Origin of the sequence: Nonomuraea sp. NPDC050022, assembly GCF_044460705.1 — a bacterium.
In the GTDB taxonomy this organism is placed as follows: domain Bacteria; phylum Actinomycetota; class Actinomycetes; order Streptosporangiales; family Streptosporangiaceae; genus Nonomuraea.
Genome location: NZ_JBITKE010000003.1, coordinates 227,396 through 250,562, shown reverse-complemented (window position 1 = coordinate 250,562; position 23,167 = coordinate 227,396). Strand labels below are relative to the sequence as shown.

The 23,167-nt window shown below is 69.0% G+C and carries 23 protein-coding genes; 8 read left to right on the top strand and 15 right to left on the bottom strand.

Features of this window, described 5'->3' with window-relative positions; all coding sequences use genetic code 11:
* Positions 1-34 precede the first annotated feature (34 nt).
* The 11 genes from ACIBO2_RS12595 to ACIBO2_RS12545 all read right to left on the bottom strand — a co-directional run bounded on the left by ACIBO2_RS12595 (position 35) and on the right by ACIBO2_RS12545 (position 9,185).
* Positions 35-883, bottom strand: coding sequence for a hypothetical protein (locus ACIBO2_RS12595; protein WP_358544623.1), 849 nt, complete (start codon positions 881-883; stop codon positions 35-37).
* Positions 884-928: 45 nt separating this feature from the next.
* The gene (locus ACIBO2_RS12590) at positions 929-1,081 is read right to left on the bottom strand and encodes a hypothetical protein (RefSeq protein WP_358544625.1); all 153 of its coding nucleotides are present in this window, start codon (positions 1,079-1,081) and stop codon (positions 929-931) included.
* Between the two features lie 170 nt (positions 1,082-1,251).
* Positions 1,252-4,419 (bottom strand): amidohydrolase family protein, encoded by a 3,168-nt coding sequence (locus ACIBO2_RS12585; RefSeq protein ID WP_397296949.1) that lies wholly within the window; start codon positions 4,417-4,419, stop codon positions 1,252-1,254.
* A gap of 128 nt (positions 4,420-4,547) precedes the next feature.
* The gene (locus tag ACIBO2_RS12580; RefSeq protein WP_358544879.1) at positions 4,548-4,958 is read right to left on the bottom strand and encodes an iron-containing alcohol dehydrogenase; all 411 of its coding nucleotides are present in this window, start codon (positions 4,956-4,958) and stop codon (positions 4,548-4,550) included.
* Positions 4,959-5,011: 53 nt separating this feature from the next.
* The gene (locus tag ACIBO2_RS12575) at positions 5,012-5,245 is read right to left on the bottom strand and encodes a hypothetical protein (RefSeq protein WP_358544628.1); all 234 of its coding nucleotides are present in this window, start codon (positions 5,243-5,245) and stop codon (positions 5,012-5,014) included.
* Positions 5,242-6,126 (bottom strand): intradiol ring-cleavage dioxygenase, encoded by an 885-nt coding sequence (locus tag ACIBO2_RS12570; RefSeq protein ID WP_358544630.1) that lies wholly within the window; start codon positions 6,124-6,126, stop codon positions 5,242-5,244. Before ACIBO2_RS12570 ends, ACIBO2_RS12575 begins: the two co-directional genes overlap by 4 nt.
* A gap of 194 nt (positions 6,127-6,320) precedes the next feature.
* Positions 6,321-6,899 carry a hypothetical protein gene (locus ACIBO2_RS12565; protein WP_358544632.1) on the bottom strand — a complete coding sequence of 193 codons (579 nt, stop codon included), beginning with the start codon at positions 6,897-6,899 and terminating at the stop codon, positions 6,321-6,323.
* Positions 6,900-6,948: 49 nt separating this feature from the next.
* The gene (locus ACIBO2_RS12560) at positions 6,949-7,899 is read right to left on the bottom strand and encodes an alpha/beta hydrolase (RefSeq protein ID WP_358544634.1); all 951 of its coding nucleotides are present in this window, start codon (positions 7,897-7,899) and stop codon (positions 6,949-6,951) included.
* Between the two features lie 123 nt (positions 7,900-8,022).
* Positions 8,023-8,514, bottom strand: a complete 492-nt coding sequence (gene rraA, locus ACIBO2_RS12555; RefSeq protein ID WP_397296944.1) for a ribonuclease E activity regulator RraA — start codon at positions 8,512-8,514, stop codon at positions 8,023-8,025.
* A gap of 75 nt (positions 8,515-8,589) precedes the next feature.
* Positions 8,590-8,823 (bottom strand): tripartite tricarboxylate transporter permease, encoded by a 234-nt coding sequence (locus ACIBO2_RS12550; protein WP_397296941.1) that lies wholly within the window; start codon positions 8,821-8,823, stop codon positions 8,590-8,592.
* Positions 8,718-9,185, bottom strand: coding sequence for a tripartite tricarboxylate transporter permease (locus ACIBO2_RS12545; protein ID WP_397296938.1), 468 nt, complete (start codon positions 9,183-9,185; stop codon positions 8,718-8,720). The genes ACIBO2_RS12550 and ACIBO2_RS12545 overlap by 106 nt, the downstream gene beginning before the upstream one ends.
* On the opposite strand from ACIBO2_RS12545, the gene ACIBO2_RS12540 reads away from it, so the two are divergent.
* From ACIBO2_RS12540 to ACIBO2_RS12525, 4 genes are all read left to right on the top strand, one after another.
* Positions 9,151-9,384, top strand: a complete 234-nt coding sequence (locus ACIBO2_RS12540) for a helix-turn-helix domain-containing protein (RefSeq protein ID WP_358544641.1) — start codon at positions 9,151-9,153, stop codon at positions 9,382-9,384. The genes ACIBO2_RS12545 and ACIBO2_RS12540 overlap by 35 nt on opposite strands.
* A gap of 167 nt (positions 9,385-9,551) precedes the next feature.
* Positions 9,552-10,385 (top strand): type II CAAX endopeptidase family protein, encoded by an 834-nt coding sequence (locus ACIBO2_RS12535; RefSeq protein WP_358544643.1) that lies wholly within the window; start codon positions 9,552-9,554, stop codon positions 10,383-10,385.
* On the top strand, positions 10,382-11,536 hold the full coding sequence (locus tag ACIBO2_RS12530; RefSeq protein WP_358544644.1) for a histidine kinase: 1,155 nt from the start codon (positions 10,382-10,384) through the stop codon (positions 11,534-11,536). Before ACIBO2_RS12535 ends, ACIBO2_RS12530 begins: the two co-directional genes overlap by 4 nt.
* Positions 11,533-12,195, top strand: coding sequence for a response regulator transcription factor (locus tag ACIBO2_RS12525; protein WP_358544646.1), 663 nt, complete (start codon positions 11,533-11,535; stop codon positions 12,193-12,195). Before ACIBO2_RS12530 ends, ACIBO2_RS12525 begins: the two co-directional genes overlap by 4 nt.
* Before the next feature lie 46 nt (positions 12,196-12,241).
* Here ACIBO2_RS12525 and ACIBO2_RS12520 read toward each other — a convergent pair whose 3' ends face one another.
* Complete coding sequence (locus ACIBO2_RS12520; RefSeq protein ID WP_358544648.1) at positions 12,242-12,646, bottom strand: hypothetical protein; 405 nt, start codon at positions 12,644-12,646, stop codon at positions 12,242-12,244.
* A gap of 32 nt (positions 12,647-12,678) precedes the next feature.
* Positions 12,679-13,797, bottom strand: a complete 1,119-nt coding sequence (locus tag ACIBO2_RS12515) for a DUF6745 domain-containing protein (protein WP_397296932.1) — start codon at positions 13,795-13,797, stop codon at positions 12,679-12,681.
* Positions 13,798-14,048: 251 nt separating this feature from the next.
* Here ACIBO2_RS12515 and ACIBO2_RS12510 point away from each other — a divergent pair, with 251 nt between their 5' ends.
* On the top strand, positions 14,049-14,966 hold the full coding sequence (locus tag ACIBO2_RS12510; protein ID WP_358544650.1) for a hypothetical protein: 918 nt from the start codon (positions 14,049-14,051) through the stop codon (positions 14,964-14,966).
* On the top strand, positions 14,963-16,957 hold the full coding sequence (locus ACIBO2_RS12505; RefSeq protein WP_397296927.1) for a hypothetical protein: 1,995 nt from the start codon (positions 14,963-14,965) through the stop codon (positions 16,955-16,957). Before ACIBO2_RS12510 ends, ACIBO2_RS12505 begins: the two co-directional genes overlap by 4 nt.
* A 39-nt stretch (positions 16,958-16,996) precedes the next feature.
* Here the strand turns inward: ACIBO2_RS12505 and ACIBO2_RS12500 are convergent, their stop codons facing one another.
* The gene (locus ACIBO2_RS12500) at positions 16,997-17,704 is read right to left on the bottom strand and encodes an SDR family oxidoreductase (RefSeq protein ID WP_358544653.1); all 708 of its coding nucleotides are present in this window, start codon (positions 17,702-17,704) and stop codon (positions 16,997-16,999) included.
* A 160-nt stretch (positions 17,705-17,864) separates the two neighbouring features.
* Between ACIBO2_RS12500 and ACIBO2_RS12495 the strand changes: the two genes are divergently transcribed.
* Together ACIBO2_RS12495 and ACIBO2_RS12490 are read left to right on the top strand one after the other, a co-directional pair.
* Positions 17,865-18,470, top strand: coding sequence for a TetR/AcrR family transcriptional regulator (locus ACIBO2_RS12495; protein WP_358544655.1), 606 nt, complete (start codon positions 17,865-17,867; stop codon positions 18,468-18,470).
* A 228-nt stretch (positions 18,471-18,698) separates the two neighbouring features.
* Positions 18,699-20,171 carry a three-helix bundle dimerization domain-containing protein gene (locus tag ACIBO2_RS12490; protein WP_397296924.1) on the top strand — a complete coding sequence of 491 codons (1,473 nt, stop codon included), beginning with the start codon at positions 18,699-18,701 and terminating at the stop codon, positions 20,169-20,171.
* Between the two features lie 106 nt (positions 20,172-20,277).
* On the opposite strand, the gene ACIBO2_RS12485 is transcribed toward ACIBO2_RS12490, so the two are convergent.
* Positions 20,278-23,157 (bottom strand): discoidin domain-containing protein, encoded by a 2,880-nt coding sequence (locus ACIBO2_RS12485; protein ID WP_397296921.1) that lies wholly within the window; start codon positions 23,155-23,157, stop codon positions 20,278-20,280.
* Between the last annotated feature and the right edge of the window lie 10 nt (positions 23,158-23,167).

Sequence of the window (23,167 nt, the reverse complement as noted above, 5' to 3'; positions counted from 1 at the left end):
GCGTCGCCCACTCCGGCCAGGGTGCCGACAGGTGTTACAGCAGGGATCCGGCCAGCGGGATGTTCTGTGTCCGCAGGGCACCGGTGACCAGCCGGGCGATCCGACGGGCGCCGTACGCCTCGAAGTGGGTGTGGTCGTTGCAGAAGAACTGTCCGACCGGCCCCGAGGTGTAGTCGCCGTTGTTGGGGCACAGGCCCAGCGAGTTGTAGTAGTCGACGCTGAGGGTCTGCAGGTCGATGATCGGTGAGCCGGTGGCGACGCCGGCGGCGGTGGTCTGGGAGACGAAGCCGCGGTTCTTGACCGCGGTGCTGCCCGAGCAGGTGATGGCCGCGACGGCGGTGAGCAGGATCGGGTGGGCGCCGCGATCCTTCGCCGCCTGCGCCATCATCGTCATCAGCGCCTGGTAGCGCGCGGTGCCGACGTGGCGCGGGCAGGTCGTCGAGCTGTCGTTGATGCCGAACTGGATGAACAGGTAGTCGCCTGCCTTCATGCCGGTGAGCATCTGTTGCCACCGGGAGGAGTAGGTGGTGGAGCTGAGGACGCACTCGCCGTTCGAGCCGATCGTGGAGGTCACGTTCCCCTCGTAGAGCCAGGTCTGGATGCTGCGCCCGGCGACGGCGAGGTTGTCGACCACGATGTTGGTGTGGAACAGCGAGTCGAATTCGGTGGCCCAGCCCACGGGGCAGGTGGAGCTGGGGTTGGCCATGGTCGAGTCGCCGGCCATCCAGACGGTGGTCGTCGCCACCGCGGCGGTCGCGGCCGCGTTGGCGACCCGGGCAGTGCACCCGGTCGCGCTGGTCACCGTGGCCGAGGCGGGGCTCGGGGCGGCCAGCGACAGGGAAGCAACCAGGGCAGAGACGATGGATAAGAGGACCTTACGCATGGTTTCTCCTGTCACCTCAGATGGCGGACTGTGGGCGCGGCTGAGTCAGCACCAGGACAGCAGGGAGGTGTAGCTCGGCAGCGAGATCCGGGCGCCGGCGCTCATCGTGCCGTTGCCGCGCACGACGATTCGGATGGGCTGGCGGCGTGGCGTGCGTCGCTGGAGATTCCAGTCGGCATTGTGAGCGCTAACATTCAAGGGAGTAATCCCTTCGTGGGCGCCATTGAGGGATAGCGGTGATGGCACAGAGCAAATATGACGCCGCCGAGGCTTGTCAATTGCGGTGTCAGATCTCCGGCCCCGGCCGATCGCGAAGGTCTTCTTACCGGGCATTGCCCCGCTCACGCGGGGCGTACCCGATGAAAATTTCAGTGGTCGTGGCAGCAGGCGACCCGGGCTGCCTCAAGCTCGGCGGGGTCGTTCCACCAGTGGCTCGCCGCGCTCTGGTGGACGGGGACGCGGGCCTTGACCTTGCCGGAAGGCGCGGAGGCCGCGGGTGTCGCCTGGTCGGTGGTGGTGGAGGACGGGAAAGGCGCGAGGAGCTGCTCGACGGTGTGGTGTCTCCCGCCGACGACGACGGCGGTGACGTTGGCGGCGTCCTCGATGCGGGACAGCGGATCGCCGTCGATGATGGCCAGGTCGGCGTACATCCCCTTGGCGATCCTGCCCAGCGGGAGGCCGAGGTAGGCCCCGGACGTGCTGGTCGCGGAGGTGAGCGTTTCCCGCGGCGTCAGGCCGTACTTGACCATGGCGCGCAGGTTCATGTGCAGGCTGATCCCGAGGTGATCGATCGGCGCGTCGGTGCCTGCGGTGACCACGCCGCCGCCGCGGATCATCGCCGTGAGCTGCGCGACCTGGTTGGCGAGGTTCGTCCGGATCACCTGGACCGCCGTCGGGTCGGCGGTCTGGGCCGTGGTGACCGTCGCCCGCAGCGCGGCCATCCGCCAGTTCGGGTAGAGCCGGCGCACTCGTTCGTCGGTGACCAGCGAGGTGTCGTCCCGGTAGAGGGTCGAGGAGTTGAACAGGGTGGGGGTTCTGGCCATCTTCGAGGCGTTGAACATGGCGATGACGTCCGAGTAGGCGGAGCCGACGTTCGTGACGGTGCGTGAGTAGCCGAACCGGTTGGTGGCGCCGACGTGCTCGGTCTGGTCGCCGCCCATGGCGATCGCCGGATAGTGGTAGTGCGAGCTGACCGGCTTGCCCTGGCGGTGGGCCCAGTCGATGACCTCCTTGTGCCAGACGACCGGTAGCCGTACGTAGCACTTCACCATGTCGTAGTCGAGGGCGGCGGCCCGCCGCAGTTCGAGCAGCAGCTGGTCGTGGGAGTATGTCGGGCGCATGAAGTTGTAATAGATGCGCGGCCCGTCGACGGCCTCGCCCGTGCCCAGGTAGCGCGGTGCCAGCCGGGCGCCGGACTGCACCGACTCGCGCTCCTCGACCATGTGGTACGCCGGTGAGCCAGGTGAGCGCGTCGTGGTGACGCCCAGGGCGAGCCACAGCGGACCCTGTCGCGAACCGTACGCGTAGCCCTGCATCTCACGGTGATGGTGGATGTCGATCAGGCCGGGCATGACGAACCTGTCGCGGGCGTCGATCCGGGTGCCGGGCCTGCCGTCCCGGTGCGGTTCGATCGCGGTGATGCGCTGGCCTCGTACGATGATGTCGACGTCGCGGACGACGCTCTTGGAGACGCCGTCCCACATGCGGCCGGCGTGAATGACGACCTGATCGGGGCCGGTGTCGTTGCGCCAGGTCAGCTTCATCGGAATCGACCGGGCGGGCTTGCCGTCGAGGCGCACGCTCTTGAGACGTCCCTCGTTCAGGTAGAGGAGCGTGGCCGAGCCGCCCGCCCAGACAGGGGCGTCGGAGACCTCCCGGGTGACCTGACGGGCGCTGCCGGTGGGCCGTCCGGTCTTGTCGACGGGCAGGACCCACAGGACCGACTCCATGGCGAAGGCGAGCATGGTGCCGTCAGGTGACCAGACGGGTCCGTCGTCGCCACGGGTCTGCAAGGACCGGTGTGGCGCGGGGTCGATGTACGTGCCGGCACCCGTGGCCCGGTCGACGAGCAGGATCTTGGACAGCCCCTCACGGTAGCGTCGTGAGTACGGCACCACCGCGGCCAGCGCGAGAGTCTTGCCGTCGGGTGACCAGGTCGGGCGGCCTGGTTCGAAGGTGGCGTCGAAGATCTTCTGGATGTCGCCGGAGGAGACGTTCACCGCCCACAGGGCGCCGTCCTGGTCCAGGTAGGCGATCTCCCTCCCGTCGGGTGACCACCGGACCGACAGGGCGGCCGAGTCGGTCAGGTGAGTGATCTGCCGGTCGGCGCCGGTGCTCAGGTCGCGGGCCCAGATGTTGAGGGTGCCGGTGCGGTCGGTGACGAAGGCCAGTTGCCGCCCGTCCGGGGAGAAATCCGGGTCGGCTTTCCACCAGTGGTCACGGAAAAGCGGTTCCGGCGTGCCACCGCCGCGCATCAGATAGATGTCGTTGAGCGCGCGGAAGGCGATGGCGGACCCGTCCGGGGACACGGCCGGGCTGCCGATTCCGACGACGGGGAATGACCCGGGCTCGTCGAATACGCGGACCTTCTTCTTGTACTTCGGCGTCGTCGTCGTCAGCGCGGCGGTGAAGCCGATGGTGCCGACGGACGCGGAGTTGAGGCGGCGGACCTTGATGGTGCCCGCTGAGGTGTAGTAATAGCGTCCGTCCGGGGCGAACCGGGCACGGAACGGGAAGACCTCCTCGCCACTGACGAGGGTGCCCGCGGTGCCGGCCAGATCATTGGCGCCCGAGTGGAAGAGGTGGTAGGCGAGGTCGGTGCCGTTCGGCAGCCAGGACGGCTGGTGAATGACCTGACCGGCCGGGACCGTGACCGCGGTGCCGCGCGTGCCGGTGGCGACCTCGATGACGTCGATCCTGGTGTCGGCGACGACGAACGCGACCCTGCTGCCATCGGGTGACCAGGCCGGCTCGTACTCCTCGGCGGAGGTGTCGGTCAGGACGCGGGTCGCTCCGGTGGCCACGTCGAGCAGGTGGATCCCGTAGCTGCCCCCGGCGTCGGAGGAGTAGGCGATGGTGCGCCCGTCCGGGCTGTAGCGGGGCTCGCGGTGATCGTATGGGCCGGTGGTCAACTGGGTGATCGCGGACCCGTCGGGCCGGATCGTCCACAGGTTGAAGACACCGTCGCGGTACGACTGGAACACGATGGTGCCGCCGTCCGGGGACCAGTCAGGCTGGGCGATGTCGTACAGATCGCTGGTGAGCCTGCGGGCGGTGCCCCCGGAAGCGGAGCAGACCCACAGGACACCGAGCAGGTCGAGGGCGAGCAGGCGGCCGTCGGGGGAGGGCGCGACGGCGTAGTCGGTGCCGGAGGCTACGGCTGTCTTGCCGGCGTTGTCCGCTACGCCTGCCCACGCCGGCGCGGCTGGGGCGAGCAGGGCGGCACCGGCGCCCACCAAGACGGCCCGGCGGGACGGGCGGGACATCGATCCGGAGGCGGAGGTGAACGCGTCGGGAGAAACCGGCGAGTGAGACATGGGGGGATTTCCACTCCACTATTCACGCATGGTCAGGTGGCCGTCGAGCAGAGGCGGGCTGACGCGTTCAGTGAGGGCGGAGGGACCTGGTTGACCAGAGTGCCTGCATAGGAATGTACATACGTCGGTCAACAGAATTGGTCAAGAGGAGCCGGCGGCTCAGCCTGAGGAGGCTCGCCCGCCCATGCGGTACGCAGGAGTTCGGTCAGAGCTTCCGCGGTGACCTCGACCGGGTTGGCGTACGGGTTGGCGAGCACCTCGTCGACGATCCGGGGGATGTCCGTCTCCGCCATTCCCAGCTGCCGCAGCGACCGCGGGGCGCCGAGTTCGCCGGCGAGCTCCCACAAGTGGCGCGCCGGGTCCGGGGTGCCGCCGAGCGCGCGGCGCAGCGCGGCCACGGCCTGTGGCGCGCCCGGCTGGTTGTAGGGGAGGACGACCGAGTGCGTGGGGGCATGGGGAAGGTTCAGCGTCTCGCCGAGGCTGTGGCACAGCTTGTGATGCAGCGACATCGTGGTGGCGCCGAGGCAGGCGCCGCTCAGCCAGGCTCCGTACTGGGCGTGCTCGCGGGCTTTGAGGTCGCCGGTGTCGCGTACTAGGGCGGTAGAGCGGTGGTGAGGGCTCGGACGCCCTCCTCGGCCATCAGCGAGATGATCGGGCTGGTGTCGGGCGCGTCGGCGATCGTCCGGCCGGTGGACTCCTGCTCGGGGCCGCAGAGGACCAGCGCCCGCCGGTGTCCCAGGTGCTCGATCTCCTGGGGCAGCGACTTCACGGCGCCGACGCCGAAGACCACCCGCATCGGCAGGGCTTGGTAGCTGAACGGGGTCACGGCCGGGGCTCCTCAGGTCGGAGCACCACGTCGAAGTGGACGGTACGGAACGGGTTGGGCAGACCGGCCTCTGCCGCCCGGGCGGGGTCGTCGATGGTGGGAAACTCGCGTACGAGGCTGTCCTTCACGCCGAAGACCGCGTCGGAGTCGATGTAAGGCGTGTCCGCGACGAACAGGTGGGTGACCAGGGGCCGGAAGCCGGTGGCCCGGACGTCGAAGTGCACATGGGCGGGCCGGTTCGGGTGGCGCCCGGTCGCCTGGAGCAGCCGGCCGACGGGCCCGTCGGAGGGGATCGGGTAGTACCGGGGCACGATCGACCGGAACCAGAAGCGTCCCTCGTCGTCGGTGGTGAACAGCCCGCGCAGGTTGCGCTCGGGTTGCCGCTCGGGCTGCTGAACGTCGTAGAAACCGTCCGCGTTGGCCTGCCACACGTCCACGGCGGCGCTGGGCACGGGAGTGCCATCAGTTGCCCTGACCGTGCCGGTGACCAGGCACGGCTCGCCCTTCCCGTCCAGCGCGATGTCGGCGCCGAGCGCACGTGGTGGCGACTCGACCACGTGGAACGGCCCCTCCACGGTCGACTCCGTGGCCTCGCCCGCACGGTTGTTCATGGTCTCCACCAGCATGGACACGCCGAGAACGTCGGACAGCAGGATGAACTCCTGCCGGAGCGGCGTACAGGTCTCGCCCACCTCGGTGAGGAAGCCGATCGCCGCCGTCCACTCCTCGATCGTGGGCTCGACGTCCTTGACGAACGCGTGCAGGTGCCGTACCAGCGAGGTCATGATGTCGCGCAAGCGCGGGTCCGGAGTGTCGGCGAAGGTCGCGGCGACGATCTCGGCGGAGTGCTCCTCGCTGAAGTGCGCCGCAAGTGCGGTCATGTCGGTTCGATCCTCACGTGATGATGCGAACTAGTATTCCGGTTAGCAACTTGAGGTTGTCGCTACACTTTCGCAAGCGGCTACAACCACGCGGCCGAGCGCGACGCGCTGGTCGCCGACTGGTTCGCCGACCACCTGATCTCCGGATCCTGAGGTCCTTCACCCGGCAGGTGATCGACGGGTGGCAATGCGGGTCACCACGGGTCCGAGCCGACCCAGCCGTACCAATGCCCGGTGAGATGCCGGTAGGTGTCGTCGGCCGTCTCCTCCGGCTCGCCTATGGGGAGCAGAACGAAGTTCGTGTTGCTGCCGAAGGCCCATTCCTCGCCGATTAGGCAGACGCTGCCGGGAACGTATTCGCCGTCCTCCGACCGGGGGTAGGGGAATGCGTCGCATATCCGGTACAACCCGAGCCATCGGCAGGAGATGTTTTGTTGTGTCTCGGCTGTCACAGTTCGGGCGTAGGCCTCCATGCTCGGTTTCGAGATCGTGAACCGCAGCCAGAAGGGCGCGTCCGCCACGAGCGCCACCGTGACGCCCGCGACGATGAACCAGGGCGTCATCCAGCGCCCTAACCGGCCGTACGCCGTGCCGTTGCCGGCCGCCGTGGCGTAGCGGACCGTCCAGATGATCAGCAAGGGAAGCCCGACGAAGAAGACGAGCAGGAACATCTCGATGATGTACCAGTAGGGGACGCTGGCAAGGTACAGAATGACGCACGCCATGGCCGAGAGCACGGTGAGGAACAACCATCCGGGCGGCTTGCTGATCATGCGTCACCATAGCGTCCCCGGCTCGGGGGGAGCGGCCCGGGTGCGGGTGTCAGGTCGTGCCGAGGGCCTTACGCAGGACATGGATGGCCTGTTCGACGGCGCCCGTGGTGGCGGCGGTCTGCCGGAGCGGGTTGAGCATCATGAAATCGTGCAGGATGCCGTTGTAGCGCAGGCTCGTCGTACGCACTCCGGCCGCCAGGAGCTTGCGCGCGTACGCCTCGCCCTCGTCCCGCAGCACGTCGTTCTCGTCCACGATCACGAACGCCTCGGGCAACCCGGTGAGGTCCTCCAGGCTCGCCCGCAGCGGCGAGGCGGTGATCTCCGCGCGCCGGTCGTGGTCCGGCAGGTACGCGTCCCAGAACCAGGCCATGGCCTTCGCGGTCAGGAAGGGCCCGTTGGCGAACTCCCGGTAGCTGTCGGTGTCCTGGGCGGCGTCCGTGACCGGGTAGTAGAGCGACTGGTGGACGAACCTCACATCGCCGCGCTGCTTGGCCAGGATGGCCAGGGCGGCCGTCATGTTGCCGCCGACGGAGTCGCCCGCGACCGCGAGGCGGGCGGCGTCGAGCCCCTCGGCGGCACCGTCCCGGGTGATCCAGCGGGCCGTGGCGTAAGCCTGCTCGATCGCCACCGGGTAGCGCGCCTCCGGCGAGCGCTCGTACTCGACGAAGACCACGGCGGCCTTCGCCCCGACGGCCAGCTCGCGGACGAGCCGGTCGTGCGTGCCGGCGTTGCCGAGGATCCAGCCGCCGCCGTGGACGTACAGGACGACGGGCAGCGCGCCGGTGGCGCCCGGGGGCTTGATGATGCGGACCCGTACGTCCCCGACCTCGGCCGGTACGGTGATCCACTTCTCCTCGACGTCGAGCTTGTCGATCGGGGCGGCCTGGATGTCGTCCAGGACCTTCCGGGCGCCCTCGGGGCCCAGTTCGTACAGGAACGGGGGCTTCGAGGTCGCGTCCGCGATCTCCTGCGCCGCCGGCTCCAGAATGTGCTCAGTCATGAGACGTCCCCCCTGGTCGTCATGGATGCTCGAGCCCCCCGGGCTCACGTACCCGCAATCCGGGGGCGAACGCACGGTCATCGTGACCCTTGCCAAGGAGGCGTCTCATTGACCCGGCGTAACTCACGAACCTCCCGCGGAGATCTGGGCGCGTGTCACGAGGATGCCGTCGTCATCACTGAACAGCTCGGCCCCTGGATGGAAGGTGACACCGCCGAAAGCGACAGGGATGTCACGCTGGCCAGTGCCCTCCTTGCCGCTCTTACGTGGATTGGCGCCCAGCGCCTTGACGCCCAGGTCCAGTTCACGCAGGGCGGCGACATCTCGTACCGCGCCGTTGATGACCACGCCGGCCCATCCGCTGGCGACGGCCAGGCCGGCGATGATGTCACCCATGAGGGCGGTGTGCAGCGAGCCGCCGCCATCGACCACCAGGACGCGTCCCTCGCCGGGCTCCCCCAGGACGGACTTGAGCAGCACGTTGTCCTCGTGGCAGCGGACGGTGACGACCGTGCCGGCGAAGGCCCGGCGGCCGCCGTATTGGGAGAGCTGAAGGTCGCAGGAGCCGAGCTCGTCGCCCCGCTCGTCGTAGAGGTCTGCGGTCACGATGGTCACAGCGCGGCCTTTCTGCGAATCGGCGAGGTGCCAGTGGTGAATCGCCGCCGCTGACACCCCGCCGTTGTGGTTTGGTCAAGACGGTGCTCTGGTCAGCGTAGGTGCCCATATGCGGGCATCCGGGCGAAACGCCTGATCAACGGCCAGATGAGGATGATGGCGTAGATGCCGAAGCCCGAGCAGTCCGAGCACGAGCAGCAGGATCAGGTCGAACGGCTGGGCATTGATGGCATAGGCGCCCATGGAGGCGAAGAACAGGATGCCCGCGTACGGGTAGGGGCGCGGGATGCGCAGCAGCCTGGCCCACACGGGCGCGAGCGGCAGATTGAGGACGAGCTGGCGCCGTGGCCGAACTCCTCCGGCCGTTTCTCGGTGGCGTACGACAGGAAGGTAGGGAGCTCGGCGCCGCCGGCGGGCAGGGCGCCGAAGGGGAAGCCGAGCGCGGTGCCGCGCAGCCAGGGCTTCCAGGAGCGCCGCCAGTCCTCCGCACCCATCCACGGCCGTCCGACCGGGACGACGGGGACCGCCTTGCGGCGCAGGTGCGCGGCGACCCACAGTGCCTCGCCGACGGCGAAGATGCCGACGGCGACGAAGGCCAGCAGCATGATGGCGAAGTAGTCGGGACCGCCGAGGCTGATGGCGAAGCTGACCACGAAGGGCGGGACGAGCACGAGCGCCAGCAAACGAGCGCTCCGCGAGACCGGCGGCACGCTGTCGGCCACCGAATGCGCCGCCCAGGTGGGCATCTCCCGAGTCAGCGCCCGCCGCTACCTCGAACACCTCACCGCCATCGGCCAGGTCGAGGTCTCCCTGCGCTACGGCGGCACCGGCCGCCCGGAACGCCGCTACCAGTGGCACCACCCAGCGTAAGACGGTCTCAGGAGGCCGTGGAATGGCAAGCGCGCTCGTCCCCCGTGCGAGCTACCCGCGAGTGTCCACTGCGCGGTGACGATTCCCGGTCGTCGGATCCCTAGCGTTCTCGACGTAGCCGCGGCGCTCCGGTCGCGGAACTCAGGGAACCTCTCAGAGGAGTCGTCATGCGGCTGTTGAAGCAGCTCGTGGCCGTCGCGGTGGTCGCCTTCGTCGGCAGTCTGGGTGTGGGCGCGGTACAGGGGAACGCGTTTCTCACCCTGGTGCTCGGTGTCGCGACGGCCGTGCTCGCGGTGTTCGTGTACGCCCGGGTGGTGCGGTGGTCCGAACACCGCGAGCCGGTAGAGGTGGCCGCGAAAGGTGCCCCCACCGCCGTCGGCCGAGGGGCTCTGGTCGGTATCGGGTTGTTCACGGCTGTCATCGTGAACATCGCCCTCATGGGCGGCTACCGGGTCGACGGCGTTGGCTCGGTGGCGGGCGCTGTTGGAATGGTCGGGTTCATGGCCGCCGCCGCCGTGACGGAGGAGCTGCTCTTTCGCGGCATCCTGTTCCGGATCGTCGAGGAACGCACCGGCACGTGGATAGCGCTGACGCTGACGGGTCTGGTGTTCGGCATGGCGCACCTGTTCAACCAGCACGCCAGCCTGTGGGGCGCGCTCGCCATCGCTATCGAGGGCGGTGGCATGCTCGCCGCGGCGTACGTCGCCACCCGCACCCTGTGGGTGCCGATCGGCCTGCACTTCGGCTGGAACTTCGCCGCGGCCGGCATCTTCAGCACCGAAGTCTCCGGCAACGGCGCGACAGAAGGGCTGCTGCACGGGGTGACGTCAGGTCCGGCCCTGCTCACCGGTGGCGACTTCGGGCCGGAGGGAAGCCCGTACTCGGTCGTCTTCTGCGTGCTGGCGACGATCGCGTTCATGTGGCTGGCCCGCCGCCGCGGCAACCTGGTCCCTCGCCGGCGCGGCGCCCGGCCCGGCACGACCGCTACGCTCTCCCAGTGATCGGTCTCCATCGGGTCCCGGATCTGTGGCGGCGGTGTGACGTCACGGTCCGGGATTCTCCGCTCGCGCTGTTGTTGGCCGTCGCGTCGTTCCTGCCGGGGTTGCAGAGTGCCGGGACGCAGGTGGGCGACATGCCGCTCCGCCCCTACGACGCGCTGGCCGTCGTGGCGGTCGCCCTCCAGAGCCTCCCGATCGGCGTGCGCCGGCGGTGGCCGGCCGTCTGTCTCGTCCTGGTGTCGCTCGGCTTCGCGCTCGACCAGCTGCGCGGCTACCACGCGTTGGCGGGCACCGGGCTGCCCATCGCGCTGATGAGCGCGGGCGCCCATCTGGAGCGTCACCGTCGCGTCATCGTGGTCCTCCTCTCCGTGGCGTACGTGCCGCTGGCGGTCGCGCTGGACCGGCCCGGCGGGCCCGAGCGGCCGGAAGGATTCGTGCTGTTCTACCTGGCGCTGGTGCTCGCTTGGGGCATGGGGGCTTGGCTGCGCTCCACCCGGGCCGCCGAGGCCGAACTCCGCCGCCACGTCGCCGAGGCCACTCGCACCGCCGAGCGCACCCGTATCGCCCGCGAACTTCACGACGTCGTGACTCACCACGTGACGGCGATGGTCGTACAGGCCGAGGCGGCCCGCTACCTGACCGCCGTACCCGATCGCCTCGACGAGACGCTGAGCGCCGTCACCGACACCGGCCGGCGGGCCATCGCCGACCTGCGGCACCTGCTCGACCTGCTCAACCCCGGCCACGACACCGACTTCAGGACGCCGTCCGTCGGCGAGCTTCACACGCTCGTGGAGCAGACGCGCCAGGCCGGGCAGCCGGTGGAGTTCACCGAGGAGGGCCGGCCGGCGGAGTCGGCCGGCAGCGCCGAGTTCGTGACCTACCGAGTCGTGCAGGAGGCTCTGACGAACGCCCTCAAGTACGCCCACGGCAGCCGCACCGTGGTCCGCGTGCGCTATGGCCGGAAGGAGATCAGCGTGGAGGTCAGCACCGATGGTTCCGGCGCACGGAGGGGCTCTCCTGGTGGGAGCGGGCGGGGTCTCGCCGGGCTCCGGGAACGGGTCGACGCCCTGGGCGGCGAGTTCAGCGCGGACCGGCCCGCGGGCGGCGGCTTCGTCGTGCGGGCACGCGTCCCCGCGGGGAGCCCGTCGTGAGCGCTCCGGTTGTTCGGGTCCTGATCTGCGACGACCAAGCGCTGATCCGTACCGGGTTCGCGACGATCATCGGTGCGCAGCCCGACCTCGAGGTGGTGGGGGAGTGCGGGGACGGTCGCGCCGCGGTCGACCTCGCCCGCCGGCTGAAGCCGGACATGGTGGTGATGGATGTGCGGATGCCGGTGCTCGACGGGATCGAGGCGACCCGCCTGCTGGCCGGTGCCGGGGTGGCGGATCCGATCAAGGTGCTCGTCGTGACGACGTTCAACCTGGACGAGTACGTCTACGAGGCGCTGCGCGCGGGCGCGAGCGGGTTCCTGCTCAAGGACGCCCCACCGGCGCAGCTGCTGAGCGGCATCCGCACCGTCGCGACGGGTGCCGCGCTACTGGCACCCGAGGTGACGCGGCGGCTCGTCGGCAGGTACGCGTCGCGGATCCGTCCCGCCGAGGACACCCCTGACGGCATCGCGCTGACCCCGCGCGAACTGGAGGTACTGCGCCTCATCGCCGATGGCCTGTCCAACAGCGAGATCGCCGCGACCCTGGTGATCAGCCAGGAGACCGTCAAGACGTACGTGTCGCGCATCCTCACCAAGCTCGACCTGCGCGACCGCGTGCAGGCCGTGGTCTACGCCTACCGCAGGGGTCTGGTGACCTGAGACGCACCACGCGAGATGTGACGACATCGGGCCAGAGGCGACACCCTCAATCGGCGACGAGCCGGGCTTCGCCGGCCTGCTCGCGCTGGCGCCGCAGCTCGTAAGTGCCCGGTGCGATGCCGGTGAAGGCGTGTTCGGGGTGCGCGAGGTAGGCGGTCGCCCCCTCTGCGACGGTCAGCACACCGAGCACCATTCCACCGCCGAAGCGCTCCGGGCTGAAGAACGCCTTGCCGGTGGCGAGCAGGAGGTGGGTGTTGGCCTCGGCCTGGCCGCGGACGATCGGGACGCCGGTCTCGGGGACGGGGGTGCGGGCCGGATCCCGGTTGGCCGGTACGACGGCGACATCGCCCTGGAACTGCAGGCCGGACAGGACGGGGATCTCGGCGTGCCGGTCGAGGTGCTCGTCGATGGTGACGCCGAAGGTGGCGATGGCCTGTTCGATGGTGGGCATCTTCTCGGGCTCCTTTGCCGGTGGGCGGAGGGTCAGGATCGTCGTTGTGCCGTGATGTACTGCGCGGAGGTGAGGCCGTAGGTCCAGGCGGCGGCCTGGATGGGGTCGGTGCAGTCCGCGGGGACGGTGAGGCCGAAGCGGCGGCGGGTGCCGTCCCGTTCGACGGTGCCGTTGGTGCACAGCAGGACCCGCACGCGTGTGGCGTAGATGTCCGCGGGGACCTCGTGCAGGGTGAGGGTCTGCCCGGGGTTGCCGGGGTCGGGTACTGCGGGGCCGACCTGGGCAAGGTGGGCCTCGGTGATGAAGCGGTCCCAGCCGCGACGTTCGATGGCACAGCGGCGGATCTCGACGTTGGTTTCGCGGAGGATCTCGTCGGCGGTGAGGGTGTCGTCGATGACGGCTCGGGTGACGTGCGTACCGTGCCAGAAGTACAGCCCGAACCCGTCGGCCCAGACGGCCGTGGGGCCGTCGGCGCGGTGCGGCCGGTGCGTGGCTCCGGCGCCCTCGCCGACTTGCTCGAGGTACAGCTCGGCCGGGCGCGGACAGAGCATGACAAAGTCCCGGAAAGGCCACCACCACCAACCGGCGCCCTCCAGGTGGGCCCGCCACAGCCGGCGCACCTCGCCGCGGATCGTATCCTGCCGCGGGCCGCCCACCGCCGCGTCCACCGCCGCCCCCACGGCCGCTTCCGACGCAGTGGCAAGCGTGGCCAATGCGCCGGTGGGCACATTCCGGCTCGTCGGCGGTGCCGGCTCCTCGCGGGCAGGCGTGATGTGCGCCCTTTCGCGCAGCGCCGAGGCCATCGTCTCGGGGATCTCGGTGTGCAGGGCGGTGGCCGCCGCGCCGTGCACCGGATCGCTCACCGCGCCGTCGGCCGCGACCCGGACCGCGGCGCGCACCGCGTGACCGACGGCCTCACCGGCGGTATCGTCCACCGCGCGGTAGACGGAGTCCAGGACCCGGTTGTTGCGGTGGCCGGTGCTCAGACAGGCGGCGATCGGTGCGGCGAACGCGCCGACGAGCGGTGAGGACACCCACACGACCCGTTCGGGGAACGGGAGCCCGATCTTCTGGTAGCAGGCACGGGCCGCGGACTCCCACGCCCGCCTCTCGGCGGCGGTGTCGTCCCGGCCGCACTCGGCCCGGGGCATGCGCTCCGCATCCCGATCGTCGGCTGCCGAAGGGGCTGAACCCGGTGGATTCACGGTGGAGACCTCCAACTGAGGCGAGCCTCTGACTCCGTCCGAGGACGCCAGAATGCACTCGTGCCGGTTGGGGCCGCCCACCCCAGCGATCATGTACTCGGCGCAGCAGGATACCTGCCCGTGAGGTCGCTCGGGGTCCGTTTGCCGACGGCGTGCGGCGCCTTGACACATCTGTCGATCTCCGTACATTCGTACGAATGCAAGTGACCGCCGTCGAAGACGCGTTACGGGCTCATCCCGATGACCTGGCCTCGTGGCGTGCCTACAGCGACCGGCTGCTGGAGCACGGCGACGCCAGAGGCACGCTGATCCGCCTCGAGCAGAGCCTGGCGCGCACCCGCCCCGCCGATCGCCCGGCCGTGGAGCGCCAGATCGCTGACCTCATCGCGGAGCACGAGGAGGGCTGGGACGACGGGTTGCCGGCGACGGCGCGGGTGCTGGCGCGCCGGTACGGGTTCGCCGCGGAAGTGGTCGTCCAGTGGTCGGACGACGTCCGCGAGGTCGTTGAGCAGGTGCTGCACGGGCGGTTCGTCACCACGCTGAGAATCATGCCGAAGGCGGCGGCCGGCGAGGACGACGACTGGGACGACGAGGACGACTGGGACGACGAGGGGGAAGGCGCCCCGGCGGCCGAGCCGCGCCCTGGCACCTTGGACATGCGGCTTCTCGACGGACTGGATGTCGGGCGACTCGTCGAGCTTGACCTCTCCTATCTGGATCTCGGCCCCGACGGCGCCGAGATTCTCGCCGCCTCGCTCCGCACCGACCGGTTACGGGCGCTGGAACTGCGGTATTGCCGTATCGGCGACGCCGGTCTGGCGGCACTCGGGGCGTCCCCGCACCTGGGCGGACTGCGCCGCCTGCGCCTGCAGCGCAACAGGGTGACCGCCGAGGGCGTGCGTTCCCTGCATCGGTTTCCGGAGCTGACCGAGCTCGACCTGCGCTACAACGACATCGGCGAGGCGGGCGTGGAGGCCCTGCTCGCCGCCCCGTTCGTCGGGTCCCTCGCGCGGCTGTGGCTGTACGGCTCCGATGTGGGCCAGGCCGGCGTGCGGAAACTGGCGCACGCCGCGAACCTTCCGTCGGGGCTGCGTAGCTTGTGGAGGTGCGTGTGAGCATCGAACTTCGGGATCGGTTCTTCGTCCTGTCGACCAGGGATGCGGCCACCGATGAGGCCGCTCGATATCGGGCGGAGGTGGACGCGACCGATGCCGAGCCGGCCGCGACGGTCGATGGATTGGACATCTCGTGGCATCCGTCGGCGCGGTTCAAGGCGGTGCGGTTCATCGACGCCGAGCGAATCGACGAGCGGGTGCGGGATCTGTTCGCCCGTCCCAGCGCGGACGCGCCGTACCTGGCGGCGGTGTTCGTGGATCCGCACGAGTTGTCCTTTCGCACGTTTGAGAACATCGTCCCGCTGGACCGCCTGTTCGAGGACGTGCCGTTGGAGGCGGAACTAACCGAGCGGGTGGAGCACACGGAGGGGGTGTTCTCGTTCTCGCTGCGGTTGCCGGCGCAGGCCCGGGCCCGGCTGGCCCAGCTGGATGAGTTGAACCTGTACGTGCCGCCGCTGAATGCCGCGTCCCGGGGCGGTGAACGGTTCATCTTCCACTCGGCGCTGCTGGCGGAGGCGTTGACCGCGGCGGTGGCCGACGCGTTGCCTCCGGCGACGGCGGAGGGGTTCTCGCACGTGAACCCGGTGTTCAGGTGCAACCGGTTCGAGCCGGGTGACGCGAACTTCCACCGGCATCGGGACACGCCGTATTTCGACGCGGCGCGGCGGCACATCTCCCGGCACACAGTGCTGCTGTACCTGACCGGCGGTACGGGATCGCCGGCGCTTGACCTGGTCGGCGGCGCCGCGCTCAGCGAGATCGGCGACTTCACGTGTGTGATCTTCGATCAGCGGTACGAGCACGAGGGCGCCCCCTACCGCGACGGCCGCAAGGTGTTCCTGCGTACCGAACTCATCTTCACCGCCGACGAGGTCACCGAGGCGCCGGAGATCGGTGAGCTGTTCAGCAAGGCGTGCTACCTGACCGGTGAGAGTGTGTTCGCGCCAGAGTTGGCCCGGTCCGCCGACGCGTACTACAACCAGGTCGCGGCCGCCCACTGGAGCGGCTTGGGGAGAAGCCGCAGCCGCGAGACCTTCGTGCACAAGGAGTTCCGTGGCGCGCACTTCGTGGCCAACGGCTACGACTTCTGGTTCGCCAAGACCGAGGCATTGTCGCTGGCGGAGTGCGCCGCGCTCACCCTTCTCGACTACTTCAACTGCAAGCTCGGCGACACCGCGTTCCGGGCGCTCTGCCGGACAGAGGTGATCGAGTCCGACAATGCCGACTGGATCCCGGAGTTCCTGCGGGCCCGGCATAGCGGGTCGGCCATGACACGGGTCGACAAATCCGTGTTCTTCCCCGAGCCGGAGCGGCCCAACGGCCAGATCTGCTGCCCGTTCCACTCCTCCGGAGGCTACGACCCCACGCGCCACGACGAGATCATCGAGCTCTACACCGACGCGCAGTCCTTCGCCAAAGCGCACATCCTGCCCGCGCCGATCCTCATGCTCGGCGAGGACGTGGCCCTCGACCCCGACCGGTTCGTCATCCAGGACACCCTCATCCACGTGCTCGGCAAGGGCGCGCTCAAGCCGGTGAACTTCGCCGCCTGCTGGAACGACGAATCCATTCCCGAGGACTACGTGATCGTCGCGGGCAAGGTCGGCGTGACGAAGTTCCTCGTCCCGCCCATCATGTACACCGAGTCCGCCGGCTGCTACCACCTCAAGTTCGACTTCTTCCGCAACTCCTGGATGGTCGACCACCGGCGGGCCACCATCCCCATCCCGAGGATCACCGACGAGGATTGGGCCGACCCAGACGAGAGGGGCGCCTGGCGCCGCTCGGTGGACAGTTCCCTCATCGATGACGAGCACCCGCTGGCGGCGAGCGACCTGTGGTGGGACGACGAGGAGGACGACTGGGACGATGAGGACGACGCCGAGGACGACTGGGACGACGAGGACAGCACCGAGGACGATTCGGACGATTCGGACGACGCCGAGGACGATTCGGATGAGCAGGATGATGCGGACGAGGAGGACGGCTGACGCGGCGAGGACCGTCGCGATGCCGCTTCTGCGCGGCTGTCAGTGGCCGGCGCTCATGCCTCCGTCTACGTGCATAATCTCCCCGGTGACGAACGGGGCCGTCTCGAGGTAGACCACCGCGTCGGCGATGTCGCTCACCTCACCCATCCGCCCGACCGGGTGCAGCGCGGCGAGGGTCTGGTGGATCTCGTCCGGGTGCATCGGGGTCTTGATCGTGCCCGGTGAGACGGCGTTGACGCGAACCCCGCGAGTCGCGTACTCGATGGCCAGGGACTTGGTGGCGGACTGCAGGCCGCCCTTCGTCAGCGAGGCGAGCACGGAGGGGACGTTGGAGTCGGCGTTGTCGACCAGGCTGGTGGTGATGTTGACGATGTGGCCGCCGCCTTGGGCGAGCATGTGCGGGATGGCCAGCTGGGTGATCTGGAAGAACCCGGTCAGGTTCACACCGCTCACGGCGGCGTAGTCGGCGGCCGTGTAGTCGGTGAAGGGCTTGGCGATGAAGATCCCCGCGTTGTTGACCAGCGTGTCGATACGGCCGAAGCGCTCGATGCCGGCGGCGATGACGCGCTCGGCGGTGGCGGGGTCGGCGATGTCGCCCTGGACGGTCACGACGTCGGCGTCGTCGGCGGGGGCGATCGTACGGGAGGTGGCGACGACGCCGTAGCCGAGCTTGCGGTAGGCGGCGACGAGTGCGGCTCCGATGCCCTGCGACGCTCCGGTGATGACCGCGACCTTCTGGCTGCTCATGATGACCTTCTTGGTGAGTGAGGATGTCGCCGGACGGACTACTAGCCGACCGGTCGTCTATTTGCAACGTAGACGACCGGTCGACAATCCGTCAAAGTGAGATGGGACACCCCGATGGGGCTGATAGTCGACCGGTCTAGTAAGACGTACACTGAGGGGTATGGGACGAACCAGTGATGCCAAGGAGAGGATCCTCAGCGCCGCGCAGACGCTCATCGAGCTGCGTGGCTACTCCGCGCTGGGCGTGGCCGAGATCTGCAAGGCGGCGGGCGTGCCGAAGGGTAGTTTCTACTACTTCTTCAACTCCAAGGAGGAGCTCGCCCTGGCCGTCATCGACGAGCACTGGGCCGGCCAGCACGGCAACTGGAAGCGCATCCTGGGCAGCGATGACCCGCCCCTCCAGCGGCTGCGGCAGCTGTTCGAGGCCACCGAAGCCGATCAGCGCGCCGGGCAGCAGAGCTGTGGCACCGTCTCGGGCTGTCTTTTCGGGAACCTGACCCTGGAAATGAGCAACCAGACGGAAGCCCTCCGCGAACGCCTGCAGCAGATCTTCGAGTCGCAGGTCGACATGGTGGAGAAGGTCATCACCGAAGCCCAGGAGCGCGGCGAGGTCACGGTCGCCGATGCCCACGAGGCCGCGCGATCCGTCGTCGCTCAGCTCGAAGGTCAGGTGCTCTTCGCCAAGCTCTACAACAACACCCAACGCCTCGACGCTCTGTGGACGAACTGCCTGGCCCTTCTCGGCGCCACCGCTCCCGCCCAGTGATGAACGAACATAAAACATTTGTGTATTTCGCTTAACGAATGAGCTCGGCGAATATGAACAGATGATTTCCGGAGGTGCGGTCGTATCGCCCTTACCTGCGGGTTTTAAATAACAGCCGACGTGGATATCAACGCGGCCGAAACCCCCTATATGGTGGGGTCTCGCATGATCGGGCGGGCATGGCGGCCTGTCGCGATAACTGATAATTGATAGGTCGGGGAGTTATTGGTGAGCGGCGACACCCTCCGCGAGGAACAGGCGATCCGCCGGACCACCGACCACCTGGTGCAGGTCTTCGCCGGCACCCATTCCGCCGAGCACGTCGAGAGTGTGATGCGGGCGGCTTATCGCCGCTTCGACGGCCTTCCCGTCCGTGACTTCGTCCCCGTCATGGTCGAACGCATCGCTCGCGGTGAGCTGACGGCACGGGTGGAGGCGCCCGCGCCCACCGAGCCCGCGCCCACCGAGCCCGCGCCCGCCAAACCCACGCCCGCCGAGGCCGCGCCCCCCAAGGCCGCGGCGTCTCCGGCCGCAGCGCCCTCAGGCAAGCCTGCGGACGTTCGGCCTGAGACGACCACCACAGTCGCCCAACCGGCCGCCGTGCTGGCGAAATTGCCCAGCCGCAAGGTGCTGCTCCCGATCGGCCTGGGCGTCGCGGTCGTCGTGGTCGCCGCCGTGGTGGTCGTGAACCTCGGAAAGACGGAGGCCCCGCCCCCGGCTCCGCCGCTCACGGTCGTGCGCGGCGTGATCGGCTCCGAGAAGAAGGCGTTCTTCGAGGACCCGCAGGTGGTGCGGGCCTTCGCCGACGAGGGCGTGAAGGTCGAGATCGAATCGGCCGGTTCCCGGCAGATCGCCACCTCGGTAGACCTCAGCCGCTTCGACTTCGCGTTCCCGTCGAGTGCGCCGGCGGGTGAGTTCATCCAGCGCAGGCGCAAGGTCAGTACGAAGTACACGCCGTTCTCCTCGCCCATGGCGATCGCGACGTTCCAGCCGATCGCGGACCTGCTCACCAAGGCGGGCGTCGTGAAGCAGGGCCCCGTGCCGACCTTCAGCATCGGCCGCTACCTCGAACTGGTCACCACGGACACGAAGTGGGATCAGCTCACGGGCAACTCCGACTACCGCGTCGACAAGAACATCCTGATCTCCACGACGGACCCGCGCACCTCGAACTCCGCGGCCATGTACCTGGCGATCACCAGCTACGTCGCGAACGGCAGCAAGGTCGTGCACGGCGCCACCGCCGAGAAGAACGTGCTGCCCCTGGTGACCCAGCTCTTCACCAGCCAGGGCTACACCGACAACACCTCCGAGGGTCCGTTCAACGAATACCTCACGGTGGGCATGGGCCCGTCGCCGATGGTCTGGATCTACGAGGCGCAGTTCGTCGACGCGGCCACGCGAGGGCAGATCAAGCCGGGGATGGTGCTGATGTACCCGTCGCCGACGGTGATGTCCAAGCACACGCTGGTGCCGCTCAACGCGTCCGGCGACCGTGTCGGACGCCTGCTCAGCACCGATTCGCAGTTGCAGCGGCTCGCCGCCGAGCACGGGTTCCGCTCGGCGGACGCCGCCGACTTCGCCAAGGTCGCCGCGGACCACAAGGTAAGCGTCGCGACCGACCTCATCGACGTGGTGGACATCCCCTCCTATGACACTCTGGAGAACCTGCTCGACAGCGTCGGAAAATCGTACGGCTAGCCGCGCCGCCGGCCGCTGCGGCTTCCGGGCATGGACCCCGGCGCGGGAGATCCGCGCCGGGGTCGCGCCTTCCCAGCCGAGGCGAGAGATCAGTCGAGGCGAGAGATCAGCCGAGGCTGAGAGAGATGCGGTCCAGGTCCGGGGCCGGGGTCGTGTCGTTGTGGAGCTTGATGATGTTCGGGCCGGCCTTCAGCGTGACGGGGACGCTGACGGTGTAGAGGGTGTTGTTGGTCGCCCCGTTCACCTTCACCTCGGTCGGCGGGCCGCCGTTGACCGTCACGGAGTACGACTTGGGGCCGTTCACCGTGAAGTCGATGTACAGCGTGTACGCCCGTGCCTCGGGGACCGTGACGTCCTCGAACAGCACATAGGCGTTCGGCTCGCTGCCCTGGTCCGGTCCGCCGCCGATGTTGCGTACCTTCTGACCGCCCGAGCAGGCCGCGCAGGCGGTGATCCCGGCTTCGCCGATCTTGTTGCGTGAGTCCTCGGCCTCCCGCATGAACACCCGGTCGGCGGGGCGCAGACGCACTCCGACCTGGTTCGTGACCGTGTAGGGGCGGCCGAGCGACTGGAAGGTGGCGGTGATCGGGATGTCCGTCGCGGTCACGTCCATGCCAGGGGGCGAGGTGAGGGTCCACGAGCCCGCCAGCGTCTGCCCGAGCCGTACGGCCGACGCCTTGATCGGCTCGCCCTCGACGGTCCAGCCCGCCGGGACGGCCGGGGCGAACGCGACCTGGTCGAGCACGTCCTCGCTGTCCAGACGCAGTGTGGCCGAAACCCGCAGCGTCTGCTGGCCGGGGCTGACCCACTGCAGCCCGGCCGGGTCGACGGTCATGGTGGTCTTGGGGGTGTACGAGGCGGGCGGCATCGGGGCGACGGCCAGGCGGTCCACTCCCGCGTCCCCGGACAGGGTGATCGTGTTGGTGCCCGCCTTCAGCGTGACGGGCAGGGCGCTGGAGGCGGGGACGCCCTTGTTGTCGCCCGGCACCCGCACCTGGAGCGGTGCCGCGCCGTTGACGGCGACCGACAGCGTCGCGGGCGTGGCGGAGGTGTGGTCGATCTTTAGGCGGTACTCGCCCGCCGCCGGGACGCCCACGTCGCGGTAGGTGAGTGTGCCGTCCCGCAGCCCGACCACCTGGGCCCCGCCCGAGCAGGCGGCGCAGGACTCGACGCGGGCCTGGCCCGTCCGCTGCTGGCGCTCCGCCTCAAGCGGCAGGCTGTCGCGCGAGACCGGGTAGGAGTCCGCGACCTGGATCTCGTCGATCCGGAGCTTGCGGTGGAAGCGGGGCGCCTGCGCGCCCGCCCAGGTGTTGAGCACCTCCAGCTTCACGTAGCGGCCGTGCTGCTCGCCGAGGTCGAGGACCTGCGTGCCGCGGGCGCTGCGCATCGCGCCGGCCCGCACCGGCTTGTCCCAGCGGCGGCCGTCGTCGCTGACGTAGACGCGGTAGTCCTTGATCCGGGCGGAGTCCTCGGGCCGCCCGAAGGTCACCCTGGCCAGGACCGGCGACCATTCGCGCTGGTTGACCGCCAGATAGGCGACCTTCTTCCGCTTACCGAGATCCAGCGTCACCGAAACCGGCAGGTTGCCGTCGGAGTCCCAATATTTCGTGAAATCACCGTCTACCAGGGCGGCGGCGGGATGCTCGGCCTGCTCGGCGGACGCGGTGGCCTTCACCCCGGTGAGGAAGCCCTGGCGGCCGGCCGTCTCGACCTTGAACACCGTGTCGTAGTCGTCCCACCGCGTGATGCCGAGGATCGTCAGGGAGCCGCCGGACTGGGTGAACCGCATCCGCTCGCCCGTACGCAGGTCGCTCACCCCGGTGACGCGATAGCCATTGTCGCGCAGGCGTACGCGGTCGGTGCTGGGCTTGGTCAGCACGTGGACGTACTGGACCTTCCCGCCGTCGTCGCGCCGGACGGTGATCACGCCGTGCGCGCCGTCGTTCCAGAAGCCGGGCTGCAGGCCGCCGTACATGTAGCCGCCGCCCTCGGTGGCGTGCAGCGACTCCTTGATCGGCGGGACCCACGTGGACATGAAGGAGTTGAAGGCCTCCTGCTGCGGTGGGAACTTGCCGTTCGCCATCGCGGTCTCCGCCATCAGCGACTTCATCGACGAGCCGGCGTTGGTGATGTACCGGCCGGTGGACAGGCGGGCGTCCACGGGGTGGTCGGCGCCGTCGTACCACCAGTCGCCGACCGTGGGCAGCTTGTAGTCCGCCTCGACCAGGCGCGGCATCGGGGTCCACGCCGCCTGCGGGTAGTCGTAGGCGGGGGTCATGCCGGTCTTCTGCTCGTTGCTGACCGTGTCCATGATCGGGGTGTCGGTGTTGTTGTTGCTCAGCAGCCAGTCCGGGCGCCGTTCACGGACCTTGTCGTACAGGCCGTTCTGCTGCCAGTACTCGTTCTCGTTGTCGATCCAGAATCCCGCCAGGTCCGGATATTTCTCCATGACCTCCAGGAAAAGATCCTGGCTGAACATCCCGAAGCCGGGTCGCGTGGTGATGTCGACCTGCCGGCCCTTGTAGGCGGAGTAGGCGGCCGAGTCGAGCATCTCGACGCCGGTGTTGTTGTGCCATTGCGGGTCGTCGGTCATGTAGAGCATGACTCGCACACCCTTCGCCTTCCCGGCGTTCACCAGCTCGCCGAGGAAGTCGCGGCGGGTGGCGCAGCTGCCCGGGATCGCCGACGGCCAGGGGCGGGCGTAGCCCAGCGCGCTGTGGAAGGTGGCCAGGACGATGTACGAGGCGCCGAGGTCGCGGGCCTGGTCGATCCAATAGTCAGGGGTCCAGCCGCCGTCGGTGACGTCGCGCTCCCACGCGGCGCAGTCCAGGTGCCGGGGCGCGGTGAACATGCCCCAGTGCAGGAACAGGCCCGCGGTGGAGTCGCGTAACCACTGCTGGCGAGGATGGACGACTTCGGCGTGGGCCGGTACGGCGGTGAGCAGACCGACCAGCATCGCGAGGGCGAGGATGGCGCGCAGGCGCATACGGATCTCT

Excerpts from the sequence above, each read along its gene's own strand:
- ACIBO2_RS12585 (WP_397296949.1), bottom strand. The coding sequence starts at position 4,419 with ATGTCTCACTCGCCGGTTTCTCCCGACGCGTTCACCTCCGCCTCCGGA.
- ACIBO2_RS12595 (WP_358544623.1), bottom strand. The coding sequence starts at position 883 with ATGCGTAAGGTCCTCTTATCCATCGTCTCTGCCCTGGTTGCTTCCCTG.
- ACIBO2_RS12485 (WP_397296921.1), bottom strand. The coding sequence starts at position 23,157 with ATGCGCCTGCGCGCCATCCTCGCCCTCGCGATGCTGGTCGGTCTGCTC.
- ACIBO2_RS12535 (WP_358544643.1), top strand. The coding sequence starts at position 9,552 with ATGCGGCTGTTGAAGCAGCTCGTGGCCGTCGCGGTGGTCGCCTTCGTC.
- ACIBO2_RS12515 (WP_397296932.1), bottom strand. The coding sequence starts at position 13,797 with ATGCCCCGGGCCGAGTGCGGCCGGGACGACACCGCCGCCGAGAGGCGG.
- ACIBO2_RS12510 (WP_358544650.1), top strand. The coding sequence starts at position 14,049 with ATGCAAGTGACCGCCGTCGAAGACGCGTTACGGGCTCATCCCGATGAC.
- ACIBO2_RS12520 (WP_358544648.1), bottom strand. The coding sequence starts at position 12,646 with ATGCCCACCATCGAACAGGCCATCGCCACCTTCGGCGTCACCATCGAC.
- ACIBO2_RS12565 (WP_358544632.1), bottom strand. The coding sequence starts at position 6,899 with ATGATCAGCAAGCCGCCCGGATGGTTGTTCCTCACCGTGCTCTCGGCC.
- ACIBO2_RS12500 (WP_358544653.1), bottom strand. The coding sequence starts at position 17,704 with ATGAGCAGCCAGAAGGTCGCGGTCATCACCGGAGCGTCGCAGGGCATC.
- ACIBO2_RS12540 (WP_358544641.1), top strand. The coding sequence starts at position 9,151 with ATGGCGAAGCTGACCACGAAGGGCGGGACGAGCACGAGCGCCAGCAAA.
- ACIBO2_RS12570 (WP_358544630.1), bottom strand. The coding sequence starts at position 6,126 with ATGACCGCACTTGCGGCGCACTTCAGCGAGGAGCACTCCGCCGAGATC.
- ACIBO2_RS12495 (WP_358544655.1), top strand. The coding sequence starts at position 17,865 with ATGGGACGAACCAGTGATGCCAAGGAGAGGATCCTCAGCGCCGCGCAG.
- ACIBO2_RS12560 (WP_358544634.1), bottom strand. The coding sequence starts at position 7,899 with ATGACTGAGCACATTCTGGAGCCGGCGGCGCAGGAGATCGCGGACGCG.